We start from the raw sequence: 22,807 nt of genomic DNA, 5'->3' as shown, positions 1-22,807 counted from the left end.
CACGTGCACACCACCACGATCGAGTTCGCCGACATCGTCGACGACCGCTTCGGCGGCAAGGCCTTGGCTCTGGCCGAGCTGATCCGGCTCGGCCTGTCCGTCCCAACGGGTTTCGTCATCTCCCATGCCTCTGCGTTGCCTCTGCCGGACGCGGTGACAGACCGCTTCGCCCAGATGCAGGCGACGGGCGCCTGCCCCGTCGCGGTCAGGTCCTCGGCCACCGGTGAGGACGGCGTCGCGCAGTCGTTCGCCGGACAGTACGACACCGTCCTGGGCGTGGATTCGCTGGAGGCGTTCGTCGGGGCCGTCCACAAATGTGCCGCCTCGGTCGGCTCCGAACGAGCGGCATCCTATGGCGGCCATGACGCCGCTACCGGCGCGGTGATCATGCATGTGGTGGTCCAACAGATGGTCGACGCACGCGCGGCCGGAGTGGTGTTCACCGCCGATCCGACCTCCGGCCGCCGGGATCTGATGGTGATCGACGCCATCGCTGGGTTGGGTGAGGCGCTGGTCGACGGATCGGCCACCTCCGACCATCTCGTGCTCACCCCGGACGGCACTCAAGCCGTCCGCGAGGTCGGCGAGAAGCCCGTCTTGGCCGACGACGAGGTCGCCCGGATCCGTGCGGGTGCGCTCCGCGCAGCCGAGCACTGGGGCAGGCCGATGGATCTGGAATGGGCGATTGACACCGGCGGGCAGCTGCGTTGGCTGCAGGCCCGGCCGATCACCACGTTGCCCGGGGACCTCAACGAGATGGACACCCCGGTTGCCGGGCCGTCGCACGTCTACACCCGCTGCAATATCGGCGAGATGATGCCGGGGGCCTTCTGTCCGCTGACTGCTGCGGTGTCGGGGTATGCGATCGACTACGCCATGCAGACGACCCAGGTGGTCGCGCGGGCACAGGACCGCTACGCCACGCCCTGGCTTCAGGTTGGCTACTTCTACGGACACATGTTCTTGAACATGACCGAGGGAACGGCACTGAGTTCGGGCATTCTCGGAAATTCGCTCGAACAGTTCTCCATGTCGATCTGCGGGCGGGTGGTCGACGAACTCGAGGCGAACCCGCCACAGCCGTTCCTCGCCAAACTGATCAACACAATTCGGCTCACCTCGCATGCGCTGTCCGCCGGTCCGGCGATCCGGCGGCTCGGTGACCAAATCGCCGCGTATCCGATCCCCACCAGTCGCGACGCCAAACACGTTCTGCAGCAACTGGAAGCGGGTGTCGAGCTGTACTGCTACGTCACGTTGGTGCACGTGCGATCGTCATCGCGGGCCGCGGTGGGCGCAAACGTACTGGAGAGCTATCTGGTGCGCGACGCCGTCAAGCGCGGTCTCGACGAACACGAGGGCCAAGCCGAGGCCGCGCGCCTGATGGCCGGTGCCACCGACGTCGAAAGCGCGATGATGCTTGAGGAGCTGCATGCGGTGGTGCGTGAGATCGCCGCCGCCGACGACACCGCCGAGCGGTTCCTCGGCGCGTCGCCATCGGATGCCCTGATCGAATTGCGCGATGGGGACAGCCGGGCCGGTGCCGCGTTGCGGCAGTTCCTGATTCGGCACGGCCACCGCGGCTACCGGGAGCTGTGCATGCGCGACCCCGCGTGGGCCGAGGACACCGAGGGACTGGGGTCGATGATGCACGTGATGGTGCAGTCTGCCCGCAGTTCCGTTGTCGAGGAGCCAGCGCCGCCCAAACATGCCGAGGCGCCCCGATCCCGAACCGTCCGGTTGCTGGCCCGCCTGGCTCAGGGCGGAGCCCGCGGGCGCGAGGAGACCAAGTCCAAGATGGCGCTGATGGCCCACCGGCTCAAGCTCGGATACCACCACCTGGGCCAGGTGCTGGCGGAGTCCGGGCGGCTTCCCGACGCCGACCTCGTCTTCTTCTTCGACCGTGCCGAGCTGCCGCGGGTCGTCGGCGACGGCGACATCGACGACCTGGTGCAACGCGCGTTGCAGCGCCGCGAGGCCCTGCCCTTCCAGCAGTCGCTGGAGTTCGACGACGTGTCGGTGGGCCGGCCTACTCCCATCCTCACGCGGGTTCGGGGCACTCTCGCCGATGACCAACTCGCGGGCCGCCCGGCAAGCCGGGGGATCGCCGAGGGCACTGTTCGCGTAGCCAAGTCCATCCACGAAGCGCGCGGCGTGCAGCGCGGCGAGATCCTCGTCGCACCCGTCACCGATGTCGGCTGGACGCCGTACTTCACCGTGATCGCGGCGCTGGTCACCGACATCGGTAGCGCGGTGTCGCATGGGGCGGTCGTCGCCCGCGAGTACGGACTACCGTGCGTTGTCAACACGCTCGTCGGTACGCATGTCCTCAAGACCGGTGATCGCGTCAGAGTGGACGGCGACAAAGGCCTGATCACCCGGCTGTCATCGCGCTGACCGGTCGCGAGCCCTGCCCCGGAGTAGCTGAATTGACGATGCCGTAACGGGCGCTCGCGGGCGCGCGATACTGACGGCATGTACAAGAAATCTGCAGTAGTCCTGTTGAGTGCGCTTGCTCTGTCGGCGGTCCCCGCGGCGGTCATCCCGGTCGCCCAGGCTGACGTGTGCGGCGATATCGGCGGCCGGCACGTGACCGTTGGGGGTTGTACCCCGGGGATCGCCGGCGACGCGGTCGATGCGGCGGTCGCCGGCGACTGGGTCCGCTACGGCTTCCCGGAGACCTATGCGTATTCGCTGGTTCCGGCGTTCCCCGGTGAGGCGCCCTGCATCTCCCCGACGGGTCTGCCGTACTACACACCCGGCGCGGAGCCCTGCTACGCGCCGTAACGCCCCTTGAGCCCCTCGCCGGCGGCGACGGAATCGATGCCGCGTGACAGTTCGCTAGTCGGATTCGGCCTTGAAGACACCCGACAACGGCTACGGTTCGACCGCGAGCTTGGCGATCGAACCGGGAGACACTGATGGCGCACCTGCAGCCCGGCCTGTGGCTGGCAGCGGGCGCCGTGGGTGTGGGAGTCGCCATCGCCGCTGGTTCGGGTGTCGCGGCCGCCGACGGCGGGACACCGTCAGGCAGCGGGTCGTCGCGTCACCCCACTCAACAGTCGGACTCGTCGCACACCCAGCGGATCCGACCCGCAGCGGTGGGGCCGGTGCGGGCTGCGCACGCGGTCGGATCACCAGCCAGACCCTCGAAAGATGCCCTACCCGTGGGTCTATCGGTGTTGAGCAGCGTGACGGCCGCAGCTTCGGCTCCCTTGTCGTCGACGAGGCGGCCTACCCCCGCCGCAGCCACACTGGGCGTGGCCGCACACCCTGCCCGTGCGGCGTTCCCTGCTCTGGCCGCACTACCGCCGCCGCCGAATCTCACCGGGGCGGTCCACCAGGCAGAAGAAGCCATCAGGCGCGCCGCGGTGGTGGTGGTGAACACCACGGCGGTCCGCAACCTGCTCGACGCATTGGCGCCGCCGAGCTCGCTGCCGAACTCCACGGCGATACGCCTCCTCGGCGCCCCGCCGAGTTACATCGTGGCCGGTGGAACGCCCGGCACCGTACTCAGCCCCGACGGAACTCAGCTCTACCAAATCACCGCTCCGGTCGTCCGTTCCGGCCTGTTCTCCCGGACCGACTCGCCGTACTCGATCCTGACGGTGATCGACACCGACTCCAATTCCGTTGTCGGCCAGGTTCGTATCGGCGGTGAGGTGCAGTATCCGCCCGTCGTCAGCCCCGACGGCACGCGCGTGTACGTGACATCGACGGTGTGGAGTCACGGTGAAGCCAAGACAACCTACGTAACCTCTGTCGACACGTCGACCACCGCCGTCATCGGCACACCGGTGGCCCTCGCCGGCTGGGCGCCGGGCAACCCGGTGCTCAGCTCGGACGGCGGCCGCCTCTACCAGGTCACCTCCGGGGGCGGCTTCAACCAGACGGTCACGGCCATCGACACCGCCAGCGGCGCGATAGTCGGCACCCCGGTGACCCTGTCGGGCGGCTCGGTGGTCGGCGCGCTCATGGTGAGTTCGGACGGATCGAGATTGAGTCTGACCACTCAGAGTCCCAACAAGGGCGACGGTCAGCCGCAGACCGCATATGTCTCGGTGATCGACGCCGCCGACACCTCGCTGATCAATCGGGTGACGCTCATCGGATCCGCGGCCGGGGGCATCGTCGTGAACCCGGACGCCACCACAGCGGCACAGGCAGTCTCGGTGGGCACTACGACCACGATCATCTCTGTCGATCTTGCCGACGGGAGCGTCGCGTGGACGGCCACGGCCGACGGCTCGGCTAGTTACTCGGCCTATGCGCCGATGTTCAGCGACAACGGATCTCGGGTCAGCCTGGTCACGGTCAAGAACTCGTCTCCCCAGGTGACGGTGTTCGATAGCAGCGATGGCCACGTGGTCGGCACGCTCACTCTGCCCGGTGTCGTCACCGGTGAGACGACTGCGTTGGTACCCGACCCGGCCGGGGACCGACTGTTCGTCGCCGCAGGGGGCTACTACGGTCCGACATGGGTCACCGTCGTCGACACTTCTGACGGCACGGCGGTCGGTGATTCGATCAGCGTGCCGGGCTTCGGCAGACTCGTCGCCAGTGCTGACGGCGCCAGCGTGTACGTGCCGACCACGGAAAGTCTGGCAGTGATCGACCGCGACGGCACCGTGACCGGTACGGCCGAGATGCCGGCCGGCGTCATCGGCGTTCTCGTCGGGCCAGGCGACGGGCGAGTGTATGTGGAGACGACCAACAACGAGCGGCCACAGCTGGTCGCGCTGGACGCTGTCACCGCAGCACCCGTGGGCCGTCCGGTGACCCTGCATGGTTCGGCGCCCGCTGGACTGCTGCTGAGCCCGGACGGCACGACGATCTACGACACCACGATGCCGAACAGCGCACACGCGACGCTTCTGTCGTTGTTGACCTCGGTGTACGTGACCCGTGTGACCGTGCTCGATACCGCGGCTATGTCGTAGCTGCCGCCCGGTTACCGGCGCTAGTTGATGGCCCCGTTGATGACGGGCTTGTCGATGGCGCCTTCTTCGAGGCCCCAGTTCGACACGATGGTCTTGTAGTCGCCGCTGGCGATCAGGTGCTCCAGCGCCTTCTGCAGTGACTGCGCCAGCGGCGAGCCCTTCTTCACCGGCCAGCCGTAGGGGGCCGAGTCGAAGACGGGTCCGGCAGCTTCAAGCTTGCCCTTGCTCTGTTTGATCGCCCACGCGGTCACCGGTGAATCCGCCGACATGGCGTCGGCCTGCCCGAGCACGACGGCGTTGGTTACGGCGTCCTGACCGTCGAACGTCAGGATCTGGATAGCCGGCTTGCCGGCGTCGACGCACGCCTTGCTCTTCGCGGGCAGTTCGTCGGTCACCTGGGTGCTGGCCGCCATGGCCGACACCTTCTTGCCGCACGCGTTGTTGGGGTCGATACCCGCGCCGGCCTTCTGCGCCCACTGGCTTCCGGCAGAGAAGTAGGTGACGAAGTCGACCTGCTGCTCGCGTTCCCTGGTGTCGGTGAACGACGACATCCCGACGTCGAAGGTGCCGCCCTCGATGGACGGGATGATCTTGGCGAAGTCGGATTCGCGATACTCGGCGGTCAGTCCCAGCGTGGCCGCCACGGCGTTGACCAGGTCGACGTCGAAGCCGACGATCTTGCCGTCGGCGTCCTTGAACTCGTTCGGGGTGTAGGGGATCGTCACGCCGACGACGAGCTTGCCGGACTTGCGGATCTCCTCGGGCACGGTCGCGGCGATCTCGTCCACCTTGGGTGGCTTGACGGCGACCGTGGAGTTGGTGGGCCCCGTCGAGGTGCTCGACGCCGTCTCGCTGTTCTTGGAGCAGCCCGACAGGACCAGGCTTCCGGCCACGGCGACCACCGCCGCGGCCCGCCACCAACGCTGCCCGTTGTCTTGTCCTGTGAACACGTCGACCCTCTCGCCACCTCATCCGCCGCATTGTTTGCGTGCGCGTAAAGAAACTACAGGCTCGCCACATGGGGTGAGGTCATACCGATCACGCTGACCGAAAGTCGCCGATCGCCGCCGCCATCGCCGCGATGTCGGTCGGTCGCACCCGGCAGCAGCCGCCGACGATCCGGGCTCCGGCGGCCACCCACTCGGCGGCCAGGTCGGTGTCCAAACCCGGCGAACCGACCCACACCCGGTTCTCGCCGTCCCACACCTCGCCGCTGTTCGGGTAGACGATCACCGGCTTGCCAGTCACCCGGCGCGCGGTGACCACGGCCTCCAGGATGTCGCCGGGTGCGCTGCAGTTGACGCCGACGGCGACGATCTCGGGCACGTCGGCGGCGACCGCGAACGCCTCCTCGAGTGGCTGACCGGCCCGCGTCCGGTCGCCCGCGATGGTGTAGCTCAGCCAGGCCGGAACCGTGAGTTCGTGGACCAAGCCCACCAGTGCCTCGGCCTCGTCGCTGTCAGGAACCGTCTCCAGCGCCAGCACGTCCGGCTCGGCGCTGATCAGCACCTCCAGTCGCGGCCGGTGCCAAGCGGCCAACTCGGCCACGCTGAGTCCGTAGCGGCCGACGTATTCCTCGCCGTGGGCGAGCATCGCACCGTAGGGCCCGACCGAGGCCGCCACCCATCCGGAGGGAGCCGACGAGTCGCGCGCCGCGCGGGCGAGTTCGATGCTGAGGCGCAGCAGCCGTTCGGCGGCGGAGCGGTCGATCCCGCGGTGGGCGAAGCCTTCGAAGGAGGCTTGGTAGCTGGCGGTTGTCGCGAACTGGGCGCCGGCGCGGAAGAACGACTCGTGCACCGCGACGATTTCACCGGGAGCTTCGGCGAGCAACCGTGCCGACCACAGGTCGTCGGACAGGTCGTGGCCGCGAGCGTCGAGTTCGGTCGCCAGGCCGCCGTCGGTGATCAGCACACCGTCAGCGGGCACGGTGAAACCCGAAGTAGTCATCGGCACACCGTAAGGGAGAAGCAACCCATCGCGGCGGTGAGTTCGCCGGCCTCGATCCCTAGATTGGTCAGCTGTTCAGCGACCACACCGTGTAGTTCAGGGCTGTCGCGAAGAGGCTCCACGCGAAGTACGGGATGAGCAGCGCGGCAGCCGTTCGGTTGGCCTTCCAGAACAGCACAAGGGTCGCGGCCAGGATCACGTCGAGCAGCACGATGTCCACGAGTGCCACACCGCGCCAGCCGAGGCCGAAGAACAACGGTGACCAGATCAGATTCAGGACCAGTTGCGCGGCATACAGGATGATCGCCGGGTTACCGAATCGGGGGTCGGCCCGCCACACGAGCCAGGCGGCGATCGCCATCAGCGCATACAAGACAGTCCACACCGGTCCGAAGACGTTGGGCGGCGGCGCCCAATCGGGTTGTGCGAGCCGTCCGTACTCGCTCGCGGCACCAGCAGAGGCAAGCCCGCCCAGGGCTGCCGCCACGGCGACCGCGACGAGCGATCCGACAAGCGCGGGGATGTGCCGGGAGCGAGTCGTGGCCGGGGTCTTCGAGGTCATCTGCGTCCATTTCTGCCGGAACCTCTAGCTGCACGTGAGGTATCCGTGGCGGGCTACTGTGCGACCCGCCAACCCTAGCGATCCACGCGGGAGACAGTGATGCTGCGCCGGCAGCCCATAGTCTCAACCCATGACCACCGCACCCGACAAGCAACCCGTCGTCGTCGGTATCGACGGATCCGAGGCCGCCCTGGGCGCTGCCCGGTGGGCAGCCGAGTTCGCCACGCAACACTCGCATCCGTTGACCCTCCTGCACGCCATTCCACGGCTGGAGTTGCATTTCGCCGGCGCGGACCAGCCCGCCGAAGCCGAGGGAAACGGCGACGCGGTGCTCGCCGCGGCGGAAGCCGTCGTGCGGTCTGCCCATCCCGACCTGCCTGTGCGCACCGCCACTGTCAAAGGCGCGGTCGCGACGGTCCTGGCAGACGCCTCGCAGACCGCCCGGATGCTGATGATGGGCACCGGTGCGTCGGCTCATCGAACGCTGGGTGGTCACGTCGTGAGAACCCTCCATCGCACGCAGTGCCCCGTGCTGGTCTGGCGCGCCCCGGTCGCCAAACGCACCGACAAGCCGCTGCCCGTCGTCGTCGGGGTCGATGAATCCGAGGCGGCGGCACGTGCGCTCGCAGAGTCCTTCGACATTGCCCGCATGCTGCACGCACACCTGACGGTGGCGCACATGTGGGAGATCGACGCCGCGGTCGGAATGGGTGATCTCGGTGGCCCGGGGAACATGGACTGGGCCTTGCTGGACGTGCTGGAAACCCAACAGCGCGCGCGGATGGACGAGCTGGTCCAGCCACTGGCCGGCAAGTACCCGAACGCCCACGTCACCAAGGTCTTCAAGGACGCCAGCCCGGCGAAGGGGCTCACTGACCTGTCCCGGGAGGCTCAACTGGTAGTTGTCGGCAGCCACGGCCGCGGCCGACTTGCCGACGCGATTCTCGGCTCGGTCAGTCAGAACCTGATCCATCACGCCGAATGCCCGGTGCTGGTGGTCCGGTAGTGATCCCGGTTGACCTGCGGTTGGACAACGCCGTGTCCGTTTCGTAACCTGGCCGGGACCGGGGGCACACGGGCCTGGCAGTTCGGCGAAGAAGACGCCGACGGCAGTCAAAGGATGCGCAGTCGTGAAGTTTTTCCCGCCCATGAGGGCGAGATCGGGCGTCGGTAGGCCCGCGTCCGGAGCGATCGCGTGCCTCGTGGCGCTCAGCCTCGTCGGAGCCGCAGTCGCCTACGCCGAGCCCGAAGTGGATGAGCTGGCCAAGCTCAACGAGCTGACCGAACAGGCCCAACACCTCATCGAGACCGCCCAAGCTGTCGAGCAGGACCTCGACCGCAAACTGCAGCTGCAGAGCGTCGCGGAGCGCAAGCACGCCGACGACCTGGCGGTGCTCGAAGACACCAGGGCGCAGTTGGCCGGCTACCAGGCGGTTGTCGACAAGGCTGCGGCCGCGTTCTATGCCGGTGGACGTACCGACAGCGTGAGCGCGTTCCTCACCGCGGCCTCACCGCAGCGCCTGATCGACGAGCTGGCCGTCCAACGGGCGATCACCGACGACATGTCGGGGCACCTGGCCGACTTCCGCCGGGCCCAGCTGCGGGCCCAGGCCGTCGAGGCGGCCTCGGCCGAGTCCGCCGCCCAGGCCAAGGCAGCCGCCGATGCCGCGGCGGCGCTGCAAGCGGAGCTGGAGACCAAACAATCCGAGGTGGAGACCCAGGTCCGGCTGGTGCGGGCGACCTACTACGCGTTGCCTGCCGCTCAGCAGGCGCTGCTGGGCCCCGGCGGAGCAATCCCGACCGTCGGTATGAGCGGTCTGGTCCCCAGCGCCCGAACCCTGGCCGCGTACGTCATCGCCACCTATCCCGGCGTGCAGTCCGTCGGTGGGGTGCGCCCGGATCCGATTCCGGATCACCCGAGCGGCCACGCCATCGACATCATGATCGGCTCGGATATGGCGCTCGGCGATGTCATCAACGCCGACGTGCAAAGTCAGGCTGAGCGCTTCGGGGTGTCGTACACGATGTGGCGGGTGGCCAACCACTTCAACCACGTCCACATCACCGTGTCCTGACCTCCCGCGGAGGGCAGCGGGGGCGATCAGCCGGTCGCCACGGTGTCGTCGCGGCGGCGCCTGCGCGACTGCCAGAACGCGATGATGCCGCCCAGGGCTAGGCCGGCCGCACCCGCGGTGAGAATCGACGTCTTGGTGTCGGGTCTGGCCGGCGGCGCCGCTGCGGGCGGTGCGGCCGTGGTGCTCGGCGAGGGATTGGCGGACACGGTAGTCGGAGGCGTCGGTTCGGGCATGCCGACCACGGTGAAGGCGTACGAGCCGGTCACCGGATGACCGTCGGCAGAAACCACGCGATAGCCGACGGTGTAGGGCCCGTTGGTCAGCGCTTGCGGCCCGACGTCGACGCTGACTCGCTGCCCGTCGACGCGGGGTTGTCCGGAGACCCGATCGTGGCCGTCGGCGCCGCGGACGACGACGCTGGCGAACGACTGGTTGATGTTCTCGTTGAAGGTCAGTACGACGGTGGTGACGGGTGTCGAGATACGCGCATCGCGGGCGGGGTCGGAACTCGTGAGCGCGGTATGGGCGGCGGCGACCCCACCAGCCCACGACAGAAAGACCAACGCACATAACGTTGCTAAGACGGCGCGGATCGTCCGGGTCATCCGTGCTCCTTTCGCCGAGGCCGCGCGGCCGGCACGGCTGAGTGTATGTCCCGATTACCTACTCACGCGCGAGCCCGCATGGGCACCTAGAGAACGCCTAGAGAAACGGTATTGGACATCGCGGACTGCTGACGCAGAGAGTCTTAGCGGAGCATGGGTGCGCCTGCGCTCTAGGGCTGCGTGCGCCGTCGGATCATGAACAGGACATTGAACAGGACATTGAAGTGACTCAGCAGGACAACAGTTCGCCGCACACCTACACCGAAGTCGCGATCGGAATCGACGCCACCGGTGTGCGCACCGAATTCGGCATTCTCGGCACCGACCACATGCCGATCGGCCATGGCGTCACTGGTGCCTGACCAGCAGCGCATGGCCGACGAGCATGGCGAATCGGCCCTGGACACCATCGTGCGGGCCGCCGCGCTGCTGCACGACCACGGGCAGTCGACCAGCATGACCCTCATCGCCGCGGACCGTCTCGCCCGCGGCTTGGACCAGCCGTGTGTGCTGGTCATGGGGTGGTCGGCGATCACCGCCTACGACCCCCGCCAGGGTGGGGCGCACCCGCGCGTTGCCGCGACACGGCCCAACGCAGTCAACATGCGCAAGGTTGCCGCGCTCATGTCGGCGGTCGACGATGCCGAGGACCGTCCGCTGCACCGCGACGAGGTCGAACGGGCGTTGTCGGCCGCCGACCGACTGCCCGCGTCGTCGACGCCGGCGTTCGTGACCGCCTCGGCGGTGTGTGCGGCCGCACTCGCCATCGTCTTCGGTGCCACCACAGCCTGGACCGTGATCGCGGTCGCGGTGGCGGCCGGGGTCGGCGCGATCGTTCGGCGGGCGCTGGATCACTGGGCGTTCGGTCCGCTGACACAGACCTTCAGTGCCGCGTTCATCGCGGGGATCGCCAGTGGGCTCGCCACGCAGTGGCCGGTCGGCGCCGAGAGCACCCTGGTGGCGCTGTGTCCGGCGATGATTCTCGTTCCTGGTCCGCAGGTGCTCATCGGTGCGATGGACCTGCTCGCCTTCCGGATGCCGTTGGCCCTCGCCCGGCTGGGCTACGCGTCGTTGATACTGGCCACTATCGCCGCGGGCCTCGTGGTCGGTCTGGGATTGACCGGTCACACACTGGCCCTGGGCGGCGCCGATGCCCAGGTGCCGTTGGCCGCCGATGTGCTCGCCGCCGGTGTTGCGGCGGGCTGCTATCCGGTGTTCTTCTCCACCCCGTACCGATTGTTGATCTGGCCGATCGGTATCGGGATGGCGGCTCACGCGTTGCATTGGTGGGTCTTACAGGTCGGCAATGGCGGCGTGCCGTTGGCTGCGCTGGCATCAAGTCTGCTCGTCGGGGCGATCATGACGCCTGTAGCCAGCTGGCAGCGGATCCCCTTCGCCGCAGTCGGTTTCGCAGCCGTGGTCGCGTTGGTACCGGGGATGTTCGTGTTCCGAGCCGTCGCCGGTTTCATGGAACTCGCTACCGGCGCCACTGCGTCACCGCAACTGCTCGGCGAGATCGCGGTGAACGGCGCCACCGCAACCCTGACTGTGGTCTGCATGGCGATCGGCCTCGCGTTGCCCACTCGCGTGCGGGATCGCATCCTGCATCGCCGCCACGGCCCGCCGACCACCGGGCATGTCACCTCCTAGGGTTTGCAGACCGCGGCGGCTGCTGTGGCACCGACGCGCGGCACGATGCCGCGGCGCTCGGGGTGGCGCGGGAAGGTGGGAAGTGAATGCGACGCGGTCGGTGATCGACATCGACGACGACCGGGTCCTGGTTACCACGTGGACGTTCGACGCTGGCGATGCCACCGGCGCGCAGGTCCACGAATACGACTACATCGTCGGGCTTGCCGGTTCCTACGCCAGCCGCGGTGACACCGACGCCGTGCGCGCCGGAGACTTCACCATCACCAACACGCCGCTGTTGTTTGAGGCGGGGGATCTCGTCGCTCGCATCACTTTCCGTGACGATCGGACACTGGCCGGGTTGTACATCCTCGATCCCGACGTCGCTGGTGGCCCCGGGCGCACTGCTGCGACATGAACTACCCATCGCCACACCGTCGGGTAAGTGCTCGCCGAGCTCCCGTGCCTGTCAGCGAAGCGGTGAGTACGAGGTCGGGTCGAGCAGTGTGGTCTGAACGTCCACCATGTCCGCGATATCGAAACCCGCCATGTCGGAGGCGAATTCGGGGCTTGCCATGATCTGGCGTGACATCTCATCGGGATCTGAGCCTGCTGGGTATTCGACTAGCGCGACAAGCCGGTGCGCGTCGTCGCCGCGTTCGGTCCATACCCCGTGGGTAATCACTCCGAAGCTGCGGAGGGTTGGCAGGTGGCGGACCCAGTGCACCATCGCATAGTTCTCGAGCGCATCGGCTGATCGCAACGTGTAGATCCTGAGCTGGAACATCGGTGGCACTCCTGGTAGCGGAATTCAGATCATCGAAACGGCCCCCTTCCGGTGGGCTGCTAGCAACGCTAACTCTAGAGCTGGGGGGTGTCAATAGCGACGCTAGTGCCTGTATCGCAGCTATCGCGTTGCACCTGGCGCTCAGGTGAAGGACGGCGGACACTGCGTGACCCGTCGCACTCCGGTCGGGACCGCTCGACCATCGATCCAGTTGTAGCGGGTGGCGCCACTGGGCGGCATGGCACCGCGCTCGATCGCGAAAAAGACTGCTCGCCAAAGACTGTCGATCCTGGGCGGCTCCGAGTCGACTTGCCGCAGATTCGGTGGAGCGCCTCGTTCGAGATCTGATGATTGCGCGGCTTATAGCCGATGGGCAGGACAACCACGCCGAGGGACGGGTCGGCCTCCGGTGCCGCATCACCGACGGCCGCGCCCCGGCGTCGGCGCGGCTAGATGTCGCTGTTGGGATTCACTAGCAACATCAGATCGCGATGAGAACAGGCGCGGCCGAGCAGCGCTGCGTAGGTGTCCGGAACGTCGGTCGGGGGCGGACGAGTCGATTCTCATGCGCGGCGGACGGACAGTCGGGATCAGACGAATGGTCTGAAAACGGCTCGGGTAGAGCAGTGTTCCGGCATCCAATGTCGGCGACGCTGTCGCGTCGCCGGCCGGCCGCGGGAGCGGTGCGCGCGCAACCTCCTCGAGTATTGGCCGCGGCGCCCGCGGCGGCGATCGGCGTGAAATTGTCGTCCGCGACATTGAGGGGAGTTGGTAGCAAACATTGCGGACGGGGATTGCCTGGCGTTAATGTGCAAACGTTATGGGAGTATCGGGAGTTCGTCCTGAACAGACGACGAGTTGATTGAGCCGGCTACCGGCGTGGGGGAAGTTGCCATGCCACGCGTTACCGAACCCCTGACGCCGCTCGACTCCCTACCGTCGGACACCAGGTTCGCGCGCGCGATTCGGACGGAACCGCTCCGCACAATCACTTTGGTATCGCTGGACACTGCCGCGGCCACGGTCGCGGTGATCATCGGTGTCAAGTGGGCGGTACGCGCTAATCCGATCACAACACCGATTTGGATGCCGCCGCTGTTCGTGGCGTTGGTGATCGTCTTCCTCGCCCTGCGATCGGTCTATCGACGTGGACTCGACCGCAGGTTCGTCCACGAAATCGGCGCTGTCACCACCTCGGTCGCGTTGGCCGCAATCGTCACCCTCAGCGTTCTCGTATTCGCCGGACTCCCCGGCCACCTGGGCGCACTGGTGCCGAGGGTGTGGGTGTGCGCTGCCACGCTGATTCTCGGTGTCCGGTTGATCACGTCGATGACGCGGCGGCGGCTGTGCGATCACCACTACCTGCTGGCTCCGACACTGATCATCGGTAATGGGCAGATCGCGCATCAGATCGTCGACCGACTGACGCAATCTCCCGAATACGGCTTGGCGCCGGTCGGGCTGTTGTCGGCGGATGCGCCGTGGCGCGGTTCGGCCGAGCAGTCGGCACTGGGCATCCCCTGGATCGGGACGCCGGACGACATCGAGGAGGCGATTCGTGACACCCGCGCCGAGGCGGTGCTGATTGCCTTCTCCCGAGTGCACGACCAGTTACTCACCAGGAGCATCCGCGCCGCCCACCAGCATGACATGCGCGTGTGGGTGGTGCCGCGGATGTTCGACGTGGTGGGGGAGCGGGCGCGCGTCGACCATCTGGGCGGGCTGCCGTTGCTGGCCTTGCCGCACACCAATCCGCGCGGCTGGCAGTTCGCCGTCAAGCATCTCACCGACCGGCTACTCGCCGCTGCGGGCCTGCTAATCATCTCGCCGGTGTTTCTGGCGTTGGTGGGCCTGGTCAAGGCCAGCTCACCTGGTCCGGTGTTCTTTCGGCAGGAACGGGTGGGACGCGACGGCCAGATCTTCGAGTGCCTGAAGTTCAGGACGATGCGGGCCGACCCGGCCCCTGCCACCGCCTTCTCACCGGGTAAGGGGAGCGCTCCGGGCGGTGTGGAGGGTCAGGACCGCCGCACGACGATCGGCAAGGTGCTCCGCTCGACGTCGCTCGACGAACTGCCGCAGCTGATCAACGTGGTGAAAGGTGAGATGAGCCTGGTGGGCCCGCGCCCGGAGCGGCCGGAGTTCGTCGAACTGTTCGAGACGCAGATCCGTCGCTACGGGGAACGACATCGGGTCAAGGCCGGACTGACCGGCTGGGCGCAGGTACACGGGCTGCGCGGCCAGACGTCCATCGCCGATCGCGCGGAATGGGACAACTACTACGTCGAAAACTGGTCGTTGTCTTTAGATTTCAAGATCCTGGCGATGACGGTGCTCGCCGTCCTACGCGGCGCGGAATGAGGGGCGCGTGCGGTGCGGAAGGCGGACCCAGGACCAGGCGCTAACACCGCAGCCACCGCCGCCGATACAGGGGCATGACTGCGTTGCGAGTTGTCGGCGGCCTGGGCCTGGCCCTGGCCGCGCTCTCGCTGGGGGCGGCACCGGCCCGAGCGGACAGCTACGCGCAACTCGGCGCGGTACCCGTCGTGGCGTCCCCGACATGTGCCGGCAGCGTTAGTGCGGACGCATCGGTGGCACCCGTCCAGATCGACGATCGCGTCGAAAACGCTGTGCGCGTGGCGATCCACTACGACGCCGGAGTCTACGACGGGTCCTGCGCACTCACTGTCACCGCGGAGTGGAACAACGTCGACACCGGTGCGTCGGGCAGCGGTGACATCACCGCAGTGTCGACGGTTGACGGGCACTACGGGTTCGTAGGCTATGCCAGCACCACCTTCGAGCCGGGGCCCGGCACTGTCGTCATCCGGCTCAGTTCGCACCCCGGCGCCGAACTGCGGGTCGAGGTGTGAGAACCGGCCGGCCCCTCGCCGGCGTGCGCAACCGGTTCGGGACGGCCGGAACGTGGATGGCGACCATCGCGCGGGCCAATCGCAGCACTGCCCCGCTGCCCCTCAGGAATCGGCCTCACCCATGTTCACCGTCAGCGGCCGCCGGAAGAAGCGCGTGAGCCACAGCAGAACCACGATTCCGATGGCGAACCAGATGATTCCGTAGCGCGTGGAGTCGGCCGAAAGGTAGAGCCACAACACAACCGTGAGCATGACCCCGATTGCGGGCAGGACGATGTTTCGCCCGATCTGGGATGCCCCGTGCACCTCGCGACGCCGGTAAGCGAAGTAGACGATCACCGTCAAGTTCACGAATGTGAATGCCACCAGGGCGCCGAAGTTGATCAGGGACGCGACGAAATCCAAGTTGAACGCGACCGCCAGCAGCGAGACAAGACCCACGAAGACAATCGCGTAGGCGGGCGTCTGGAAGCTCGGGTGCAGATAGCCGAAGAAGCGCCCGATCGGCCCGCGGCCGTTACGCCCCATCACGTAGAGCAGGCGTGAGACCGACGCATGGGACGCCAGACTGGAAGCCACGGTAGCCGCGAACGCCGCCGAGGTGAGCAGGATCTTGAACAGGTGCCCACCCACGTTGTACGCGATCTCGGGCAACGCGCTGTTCTCCAACGACTCCTCACTGAAGTTCGAGACGTCGGGAAACAGCGACTGCGTGAAGAAGGCCGCGACGAAGAAGATGACCCCGCCGATCAGCAGCGCGAGCATGATCGCCTTGGGCACCGTCGCGGCGTCCTTGGCCTCCTCGGTGTACATGGTGATCGCGTCGAACCCGATGAACGAGAAAGCCACGATTGTCGCGCCGGTGATCACCAGGTTGAGATGCACCCCCTCGTGCCACAGCGGTTGAGTGGAGAAGAGGGTCCCGTTACCCATCCCGTCGATCAGGGACTTGCCGGCCAGGACGAGAAACACCCCGATCAGGACGACCTCGAACACCACCAGCAACATGTTCACCCGAGAGGTGTTGGTCATGCTGAACAGGCACATTCCGGTGATGATGGCGACGTAGACGACCACCCAGATCCAGGCCGGCGCGGACGGGAAGAACGAATACAGGTAGCTGCGGATGATCAACGCATTGACCAGTGGCAGCAGCAGGTAGTCCAGAAGTGCCGCCCAGCCGATCAGAAAGCCGAGATTCGGACTGATGGTCTCGGTGGTGTAGGTGTATGCCGAACCGGCGGACGGGAAGACCTGGGTCATCCGGCCATAGCTGATCGCCGTGAACATCATGACAACCAACGCGAAGATGTAGGCGGTCGGAACCACATTGCCGGTCTCGGTCGACACGATGCCGAAGGTGTCGAAGACGACGGTCGGTGTCATGTAGCCCAGGCCCAGCCCGACTATCGCCCATAGTCCGAGCGTGCGGGCCAGCGTGGTGGTTCCCGTGGTCCCCGAGGCAGCCTCAGTCATGTTGTTCTCGCCGTCGTCGAATCGTGCCGAACCGTACCCAAGGGGACTTACCACAACGAGGTCTGCCCCGACGATGTTTGGTCGGCGTTTGGTCGCCGCAGTCGGCCATGCCGGACGGTATCCCCGTGTTAGCGTCACGAACCATGCGGTATGTCGTCGGTTACGGACCTCACCAGCGCGGTGTCGACGGCGTCAGTCTCGCGGCGACACTGGCCCGGTCCTCGGGAGCGACGCTCGATCTGGTCTCCGTACTGCCCAGCGATGCGCCGACCTTTCACCGGTACTCACCCGACCACGCCTTCAACGCCGAAGTCGAAGAACAGGGCCGGGAATGGCTGGTGGACGGGCTGGCCCGGGTGCCGAAGGACGTGCGCGCCGAGAGCCATCTGCGCCGGGCGGAGTCGATCACGCAGGGTCTACTCGAGGCCGCCACCGATCCCGACCAGGGCGAGGCGGCGCTGATCGTCGTCGGCACCTATCACCGCGTGCGCAGCGGCCGGTTCGGGTTGGGCAGCCTGGCCGACGCCCTGCTGCACGCCTCGCCGGTGCCAGTCGCCTTGGCCCCGGCGGACTATCCGGGCTATTCCCGCATCACCCGCATCACCTGCGCGGTCGGCATGCGGCCCGGTAACGAGGCCCTGTTGGACAACGCGATCCGGTTGGCTGCCGAGTGGAAGGTGCCGCTTCGGCTGATGTCGCTGGTGGCGGTGGGCGAGGGCGGAAGCGAGGAACGGCGTCAGGAATGGACTGCCCTGGCCCAGGAGCATGCCGCGACGCTGGTCGGGAAGGCTGCCGAGCAACTTGCCGACGATGCCGACGTGACAAGTGTTGTCGGACAGGGTGGCTCACTGGAAGGGGCCGTCCAGGGCTTGGAATTCTCCGACAGTGAGGTGGTGCTGATCGGTTCCAGCCGGCTGGCGCAACCGCGGCGACTGTTTCTCGGCCACTCGGCGAGCAAGATCATGCGCGCGCTGCCGGTCCCAATGATCGTGTGGCCCCGGGGCTGAGGCGCCTTCGATCGTTCGATTCCGTGCACTGAGACTCTTTGTCTCATAACCACTTCGAACCTGTAGCGGGCCGCGAGAACAACACGGTCAGCGCCGGCGGGTCGGCGCCTACCCGGGTCTTGGTCAGCAACTCGACCTCCATGTTTGGGTCGACAGCCTTGCCGAGTGCGACGAACGCTGAACGTGAGTAGGCCCGCAGCGAACTGATGACGCCGTCGTGCATGGTCGGGATGATCGATGATATCGGCATCAGCGCCAATGACATCGGGACCATGGCCATGCGCCGCAGCATCGCCAGCGGGGAGGATCGCTCCAGGTCGATCACCAGGAAGCGGTGCGCGACGCGAGTGGCCTCGGAGATCGCCCGGTACGCCTGCTCAGGCTGCAGGCGGTGGAAGCCCAAGACGAACACCGCGAGGTCGTAGGCGTCATCGGCGGAATCGATCGCCGTGGCATCGATGACATGGGCGCTGGCGCGTGGGTGCGAGCCGAGCACACCGCCGGACATATTGGCCACCGACGTCGGGTCGAGGTCGCTGGCCGTGATGGTTGCCGTGGGATGTAGGTTCAGGATTTCCTGAGAGACCTTGCCGTGACCCGAGCCGATCTCGAGGATCCTCGGATTGGGAATGTCGGAAACGACGTCTAGCGCTAACCGAGCGCACCTGCGGTGCGTGCCGAAGCGCTCACCGACGGCAGCCAGCCCCGCAATCACCCGTTGCTTGAGTCGGTCAGGCGCGTCGCTGCGATCGATGTATTCCAGCGCTTCGGTCTCGAACAGCTGGTCCCACCACGAGGCATCAGGACCGCCCCGTGGCATCGCGCCGACCGCCATCGCGGCGTGGGCCTCACTGTTCACCGTATCTCCTTCCGCGCCCGAATAATTCCCTCCCACCGTAGATAACGAACCATTTCGTCCGGCTATGACGTTGCTGTGAAAACCTTTGAGAAGCATGATGACTCGGTAACAAGGACCAGCCGAATCAACAGCGCACCACAGTTATGCAGGTTGGTATCGGTGCGGACACGGGACTCCCCGATGCCGACGGCAGGTTTTCGACCCGACGCCGACGTCGGGAGGCTCGCCCTACAGGCCCCGGATCAGAATGGGGGTGGCGGCGGCCCGCACGGAGCGAGGGGCAGGCACAAACCCGGCCCGGGTCCTGGTGGCGGCGGCGGAGCGCCAGGTCCGCCAAAACCGGGCCCACCCATCGGCCTCGCTCCCGCAAAGCCGGGCCCCCCCATCGGCCCGGGTCCCCCGAAACCGGGCCCACCCGGCCCAGGTCCCCCGAAACCGGGCCCACCGGGCCCGGGTCCCCCGAAGCCGGGCCCACCCGGCCCGCAGGGCATACCAGGTGCACACGGCGGCGGTGGGGCAGCGTTGGCGAGACCCAGGCCAACCATGCCGCTACTCAATGCCAATCCTCCCGATAACAGCGCTATGCCGACAAATGCCTTGTGTCGCTTCATGTACGCGATCCTCTCGGTGTAGTGATGCGGTACCTCTCCACGTTTTCCCATCGCGCGTGTACGGGGCCTGTGGTCACGTTATGGATCAGTTATGCGGCCGGGAGGATGTTCACTGGGTGGCTGTGACGGGGAGATGCGCATAGCTTTCGAACAGATTCGTCTCACATCCCGCCCATGTCGCGGCCGCACGATGGTGGACATGACGAAGATGCTGATTGACTACGCCGCCGAGAGCGGCGCGTCCACCGCTCGGCGACCGAGCGCGCTGGCCGAGGCCGCCCGCCGCGGCGTGCCGGTCCTGGACGTCGTGATTCCCGTCTACAACGAACAGGCGGCCCTGTCGAGTTCGGTGCACACGCTGCACCGCTACCTCGCCGAGGCGTTGCCCTACCCGGTTCGAATCACCATCGCCGACAACGCCAGTGTCGACGACACGCCGCGCATCGCCGCACAGCTCGCCGACGAGCTCGACGGCGTGCGGGTGGTCCGGTTGGAGCAGAAGGGCCGCGGCCGCGCATTGAACGCCGTATGGTCGGCCTCCGATGCCCCCGTGTTGGCGTACATGGACGTCGACCTGTCCACCGATCTGACGGCGCTGGCGCCTCTGGTGGCTCCGTTGATCTCCGGTCACTCCGACCTGGCTATCGGCACCCGGTTGGCACGGACGTCGCGGGTGGTGCGCGGACCGAAGCGCGAAGTGATCTCGCGCTCCTACAACATGATCCTCAAGACGACGATGTCCGCGAAGTTCTCCGACGCCCAGTGCGGCTTCAAGGCGATCCGCGCCGACGTGGCTCGGCGGCTACTGCCTCTGGTTGCCGACACAGGGTGGTTCTTCGATACCGAATTGCTGGTATTGGCCGAGAGATCCGGTATGCGCATCCACGAGGTGCCGGTTGACTGGGTCGATGACCCCGACAGCCGCGTCGACATCGTCGCGACCGCAATCGCCGATCTGAAGGGCATCGCGAGGATGCGGAAGGGATTCGCGCTGGGGCGCATTCCCGTCGATGAGGTTTCCGCGGACCTAGGAGCAGGCGCTAAACCGCTCGCCCCGCCGAGGATGGGGAAGCTGTATCAGCTGGCAGCCTTCGGCGCGATCGGTGTGGTCAGCACCCTGGCGTACCTGATCTTGTTCAGCCTGCTCCAGAACCTGGTGGGTTCGCAGGCGGCCAACTTCCTGGCGCTATTGGTCACCGCGATCGGTAACACCGCCGCCAACCGGCGGTTCACGTTCGGCATCCGCGGACAGACCAGTCGGGTCCGTCACCACGGCGAAGGTTTGCTGGTCTTCGGTATGGCGCTGCTCATCACCAGCGGATCACTGGCTAGCGTTCACACGTTGGTCCGCCCGACCCCGCATTGGCTGGAACTGGGTGTGCTGGTCACGGCTAATCTCGTTGCCACCGTACTCCGCTTCATCGCGTTGCGTTCGTGGGTATTCCACCCCAGCCGCTGACCCACCCCGACATCACCACCGGAGAGAGACTGATGACCGCCGCAGCGGAGATGACCGAGCGCAGTGACGACGCTGTGAGCACCGAGCCGCCCGAACCGCGTTGGTCCCGGCCGGGATTGATCGCAACGTTGTTGGCGGCGGCGACGTTCTGGACCATCGGGCTCAGCAGCAATGGTTGGGGCAACTCCTTCTATGCAGCTGCCGTGCAGGCGGGTACCCAGAGCTGGAAGGCGTTCCTGTTCGGATCGTCGGACGCGGGCAATTCGATCACGGTGGATAAGCCACCGGCGTCGCTGTGGGTCATGGAGATCAGCACCCGGCTGTTCGGCATGAACTCCTGGGCCATCCAAATTCCGCAGGTGTTGCTGGGTGTGGCCTCGGTGGCGTTGCTGTACGCGGCGGTGCGCCGGATCTTCGGGCCGGGAGCGGCTCTGATCTCCGGTGCGTTACTGGCGCTGACTCCGGTGGCCACGCTGATGTTCCGTTATGACAACCCCGACGCGCTGCTGGTGTTCCTGATGGTCGCCGCGGTGTGGGCCCTCCTGCGCGGCGTAAGAAGCGGACACACCGGGTGGATCGTGTTGTGCGGGGCCCTGATCGGATTCGGATTCCTCACCAAGCAGCTGCAGGTCATGTTGATCGCACCGGGTCTTGCCCTCGCCTACGTCGTAGCCGCGCCGCCCCGGTTGGTGACGCGCTTGCTGCAATTGCTAGCCGGGTTGGCCGCGGCGATCGTGGCCGCCGGCTGGTGGGTCGCGCTGGTCGAGCTGTGGCCGAAATCCGACCGGCCCTACATCGGCGGCTCCACAAACAATAGCTTTCTGCAGCTCACGCTCGGCTACAACGGTCTCGGCCGCATTCTCGGCGGCAGCGCCGGTGGAGGTGGCGGGCTGCCGTCCGGCGGCGGACACGGTGGTCCGAGCGGCCCCGGCGGTCCGATGTTCGGGCAGGCTGGCATCACCAGGTTGTTCACCACGGAGTCCGCTACCCAGATCTCCTGGCTGCTACCGGCCGCATTGGTGCTGATCGTTGCGGGTCTGGTCCTGTGCGGCCGCGCCCCCAGGACAGACCCGAAACGCGCTTCGTACCTGGTTTGGGGGGGTTGGCTGCTTGTCACCGCCTTGACGTTCAGCTACATGTCGGGGATCTTCCATGACTACTACACGGTGGCCCTGTCGCCCGCGGTGGCAGCAGTGGTGGGTACGGGTGTGACGCATTTGTGGCAGAACCGCGAAAGACGCTGGGTGACTGTGGTATTGACGTTGATCGTCGCGATGACTGCGGCCTGGGCGTGGGTGCTACTGGGCAAGGCGCCCGACTTCCTGCCGTGGTTGCGCTGGGTCGTCGCGACGGCCGGGGCCCTCGCGGTCATCTTGTTGCTCGCGTCGCTCGCTCGGCCAGGGATGACGTTCGCCACCGGTGATCTGAAGGTGTGGGCGGCCGGGCTGGCCGTGTTCGCGGCCATGGCTGGACCGACGGCCTACTGCATCCAGACCGTCAGCACCGCCCACAGCGGCTCGATTATCACCGCCGGGCCGAAGTTGCAGAGCGGTGGGATGCCGGGCATGCCGGGGCACGGAGGCGGGGGTCCTTTCAATGCGAAAGTATCCCCACAGGTGAGTGCCCTGCTGTCCGTCGATGCCGATGACTACACGTGGGTGGCGGCAACCACCGGGTCGATGGGAGCCTCGGATTACCAACTCGAGACGGGTCATTCGGTGATGCCGATCGGTGGATTCGGCGGCGGAGATCCGGCACCGACTCTGGAGCAGTTCGAGGACTACGTCAACGCTGGACGAGTGCATTATTACTACTACAACGACGATTCCTCGCGTCCGGGGATGCCGGCGCCTGGTGGTCAATCCGGATCGAGGTCGGAGTCCGACAAGATCAGGGATTGGGTCAAGGCGCACTACACCGCGACGACGGTGGACGGTGTCACGCTCTACGACCTGACTGCTCCCGCGCACTAGGTCG

The 22,807-nt window shown here is 66.7% G+C and carries 20 protein-coding genes; 13 read left to right on the top strand and 7 right to left on the bottom strand.

The window, feature by feature from the left end:
* The first annotated feature begins 3 nt into the window (after positions 1–3).
* The 3 genes from ACXDF8_RS18855 (at position 4) to ACXDF8_RS18845 (ending at position 4,940) form a co-directional block, all read left to right on the top strand.
* The gene (locus ACXDF8_RS18855) at positions 4–2,397 is read left to right on the top strand and encodes a PEP/pyruvate-binding domain-containing protein (RefSeq protein ID WP_457224803.1); all 2,394 of its coding nucleotides are present in this window, start codon (positions 4–6) and stop codon (positions 2,395–2,397) included.
* Positions 2,398–2,475: 78 nt separating this feature from the next.
* Entirely contained in the window at positions 2,476–2,787 is a 312-nt protein-coding gene (locus ACXDF8_RS18850; RefSeq protein WP_457224802.1) for a hypothetical protein, read from the top strand.
* Positions 2,788–3,260: 473 nt separating this feature from the next.
* Entirely contained in the window at positions 3,261–4,940 is a 1,680-nt protein-coding gene (locus ACXDF8_RS18845) for a YncE family protein (RefSeq protein ID WP_457224801.1), read from the top strand.
* A gap of 20 nt (positions 4,941–4,960) precedes the next feature.
* Here the strand turns inward: ACXDF8_RS18845 and ACXDF8_RS18840 are convergent, their stop codons facing one another.
* The 3 genes from ACXDF8_RS18840 to ACXDF8_RS18830 form a co-directional block, all read right to left on the bottom strand.
* Complete coding sequence (locus tag ACXDF8_RS18840; RefSeq protein ID WP_457224800.1) at positions 4,961–5,890, bottom strand: ABC transporter substrate-binding protein; 930 nt, start codon at positions 5,888–5,890, stop codon at positions 4,961–4,963.
* A gap of 88 nt (positions 5,891–5,978) precedes the next feature.
* Positions 5,979–6,887, bottom strand: coding sequence for a homocysteine S-methyltransferase (gene mmuM / locus ACXDF8_RS18835; RefSeq protein WP_457224799.1), 909 nt, complete (start codon positions 6,885–6,887; stop codon positions 5,979–5,981).
* Between the two features lie 67 nt (positions 6,888–6,954).
* On the bottom strand, positions 6,955–7,449 hold the full coding sequence (locus ACXDF8_RS18830; RefSeq protein ID WP_457224798.1) for a TspO/MBR family protein: 495 nt from the start codon (positions 7,447–7,449) through the stop codon (positions 6,955–6,957).
* A gap of 130 nt (positions 7,450–7,579) precedes the next feature.
* Here ACXDF8_RS18830 and ACXDF8_RS18825 point away from each other — a divergent pair, with 130 nt between their 5' ends.
* Together ACXDF8_RS18825 and ACXDF8_RS18820 are read left to right on the top strand one after the other, a co-directional pair.
* Positions 7,580–8,455: a universal stress protein gene (locus ACXDF8_RS18825; protein WP_457224797.1), complete on the top strand. Its 876-nt coding sequence runs from the start codon at positions 7,580–7,582 to the stop codon at positions 8,453–8,455.
* 196 nt (positions 8,456–8,651) lie between these two features.
* On the top strand, positions 8,652–9,524 hold the full coding sequence (locus ACXDF8_RS18820) for a coiled-coil domain-containing protein (RefSeq protein ID WP_457224796.1): 873 nt from the start codon (positions 8,652–8,654) through the stop codon (positions 9,522–9,524).
* Between the two features lie 26 nt (positions 9,525–9,550).
* On the opposite strand, the gene ACXDF8_RS18815 is transcribed toward ACXDF8_RS18820, so the two are convergent.
* Positions 9,551–10,129, bottom strand: coding sequence for a copper resistance CopC family protein (locus tag ACXDF8_RS18815; protein WP_457224795.1), 579 nt, complete (start codon positions 10,127–10,129; stop codon positions 9,551–9,553).
* A gap of 224 nt (positions 10,130–10,353) precedes the next feature.
* Here ACXDF8_RS18815 and ACXDF8_RS18810 point away from each other — a divergent pair, with 224 nt between their 5' ends.
* From ACXDF8_RS18810 to ACXDF8_RS18800, 3 genes are all read left to right on the top strand, one after another.
* Complete coding sequence (locus ACXDF8_RS18810) at positions 10,354–10,491, top strand: hypothetical protein (RefSeq protein WP_457224794.1); 138 nt, start codon at positions 10,354–10,356, stop codon at positions 10,489–10,491.
* On the top strand, positions 10,472–11,779 hold the full coding sequence (locus tag ACXDF8_RS18805) for a threonine/serine exporter family protein (RefSeq protein ID WP_457224793.1): 1,308 nt from the start codon (positions 10,472–10,474) through the stop codon (positions 11,777–11,779). Before ACXDF8_RS18810 ends, ACXDF8_RS18805 begins: the two co-directional genes overlap by 20 nt.
* Before the next feature lie 82 nt (positions 11,780–11,861).
* Positions 11,862–12,179 carry a hypothetical protein gene (locus ACXDF8_RS18800; protein ID WP_457224792.1) on the top strand — a complete coding sequence of 106 codons (318 nt, stop codon included), beginning with the start codon at positions 11,862–11,864 and terminating at the stop codon, positions 12,177–12,179.
* Positions 12,180–12,230: 51 nt separating this feature from the next.
* On the opposite strand, the gene ACXDF8_RS18795 is transcribed toward ACXDF8_RS18800, so the two are convergent.
* Entirely contained in the window at positions 12,231–12,548 is a 318-nt protein-coding gene (locus tag ACXDF8_RS18795; protein WP_457224791.1) for an NIPSNAP family protein, read from the bottom strand.
* A gap of 894 nt (positions 12,549–13,442) precedes the next feature.
* On the opposite strand from ACXDF8_RS18795, the gene ACXDF8_RS18790 reads away from it, so the two are divergent.
* Complete coding sequence (locus tag ACXDF8_RS18790) at positions 13,443–14,906, top strand: sugar transferase (protein WP_457224790.1); 1,464 nt, start codon at positions 13,443–13,445, stop codon at positions 14,904–14,906.
* 74 nt (positions 14,907–14,980) lie between these two features.
* Positions 14,981–15,418 (top strand): hypothetical protein, encoded by a 438-nt coding sequence (locus tag ACXDF8_RS18785; RefSeq protein WP_457224789.1) that lies wholly within the window; start codon positions 14,981–14,983, stop codon positions 15,416–15,418.
* Between the two features lie 102 nt (positions 15,419–15,520).
* Here the strand turns inward: ACXDF8_RS18785 and ACXDF8_RS18780 are convergent, their stop codons facing one another.
* Complete coding sequence (locus ACXDF8_RS18780; RefSeq protein WP_457224788.1) at positions 15,521–16,894, bottom strand: APC family permease; 1,374 nt, start codon at positions 16,892–16,894, stop codon at positions 15,521–15,523.
* Positions 16,895–17,037: 143 nt separating this feature from the next.
* Between ACXDF8_RS18780 and ACXDF8_RS18775 the strand changes: the two genes are divergently transcribed.
* Positions 17,038–17,901 carry a universal stress protein gene (locus tag ACXDF8_RS18775; protein ID WP_457224787.1) on the top strand — a complete coding sequence of 288 codons (864 nt, stop codon included), beginning with the start codon at positions 17,038–17,040 and terminating at the stop codon, positions 17,899–17,901.
* A gap of 43 nt (positions 17,902–17,944) precedes the next feature.
* On the opposite strand, the gene ACXDF8_RS18770 is transcribed toward ACXDF8_RS18775, so the two are convergent.
* Positions 17,945–18,736: a class I SAM-dependent methyltransferase gene (locus tag ACXDF8_RS18770; RefSeq protein WP_457224842.1), complete on the bottom strand. Its 792-nt coding sequence runs from the start codon at positions 18,734–18,736 to the stop codon at positions 17,945–17,947.
* Between the two features lie 825 nt (positions 18,737–19,561).
* On the opposite strand from ACXDF8_RS18770, the gene ACXDF8_RS18765 reads away from it, so the two are divergent.
* Together ACXDF8_RS18765 and ACXDF8_RS18760 are read left to right on the top strand one after the other, a co-directional pair.
* A complete protein-coding gene (locus ACXDF8_RS18765; RefSeq protein ID WP_457224786.1) occupies positions 19,562–20,830 on the top strand; it encodes a bifunctional glycosyltransferase family 2/GtrA family protein in 1,269 nt (422 codons plus the stop codon).
* A 50-nt stretch (positions 20,831–20,880) separates the two neighbouring features.
* The gene (locus ACXDF8_RS18760) at positions 20,881–22,803 is read left to right on the top strand and encodes a glycosyltransferase family 39 protein (RefSeq protein WP_457224841.1); all 1,923 of its coding nucleotides are present in this window, start codon (positions 20,881–20,883) and stop codon (positions 22,801–22,803) included.
* The last annotated feature ends 4 nt before the right edge of the window (positions 22,804–22,807 follow it).

The organism is Mycolicibacterium sp. CBM1 (assembly GCF_054073305.1).
Note: the sequence above shows the minus strand (reverse complement) of the source record. Positions and strands in the feature narration are given on the sequence as shown.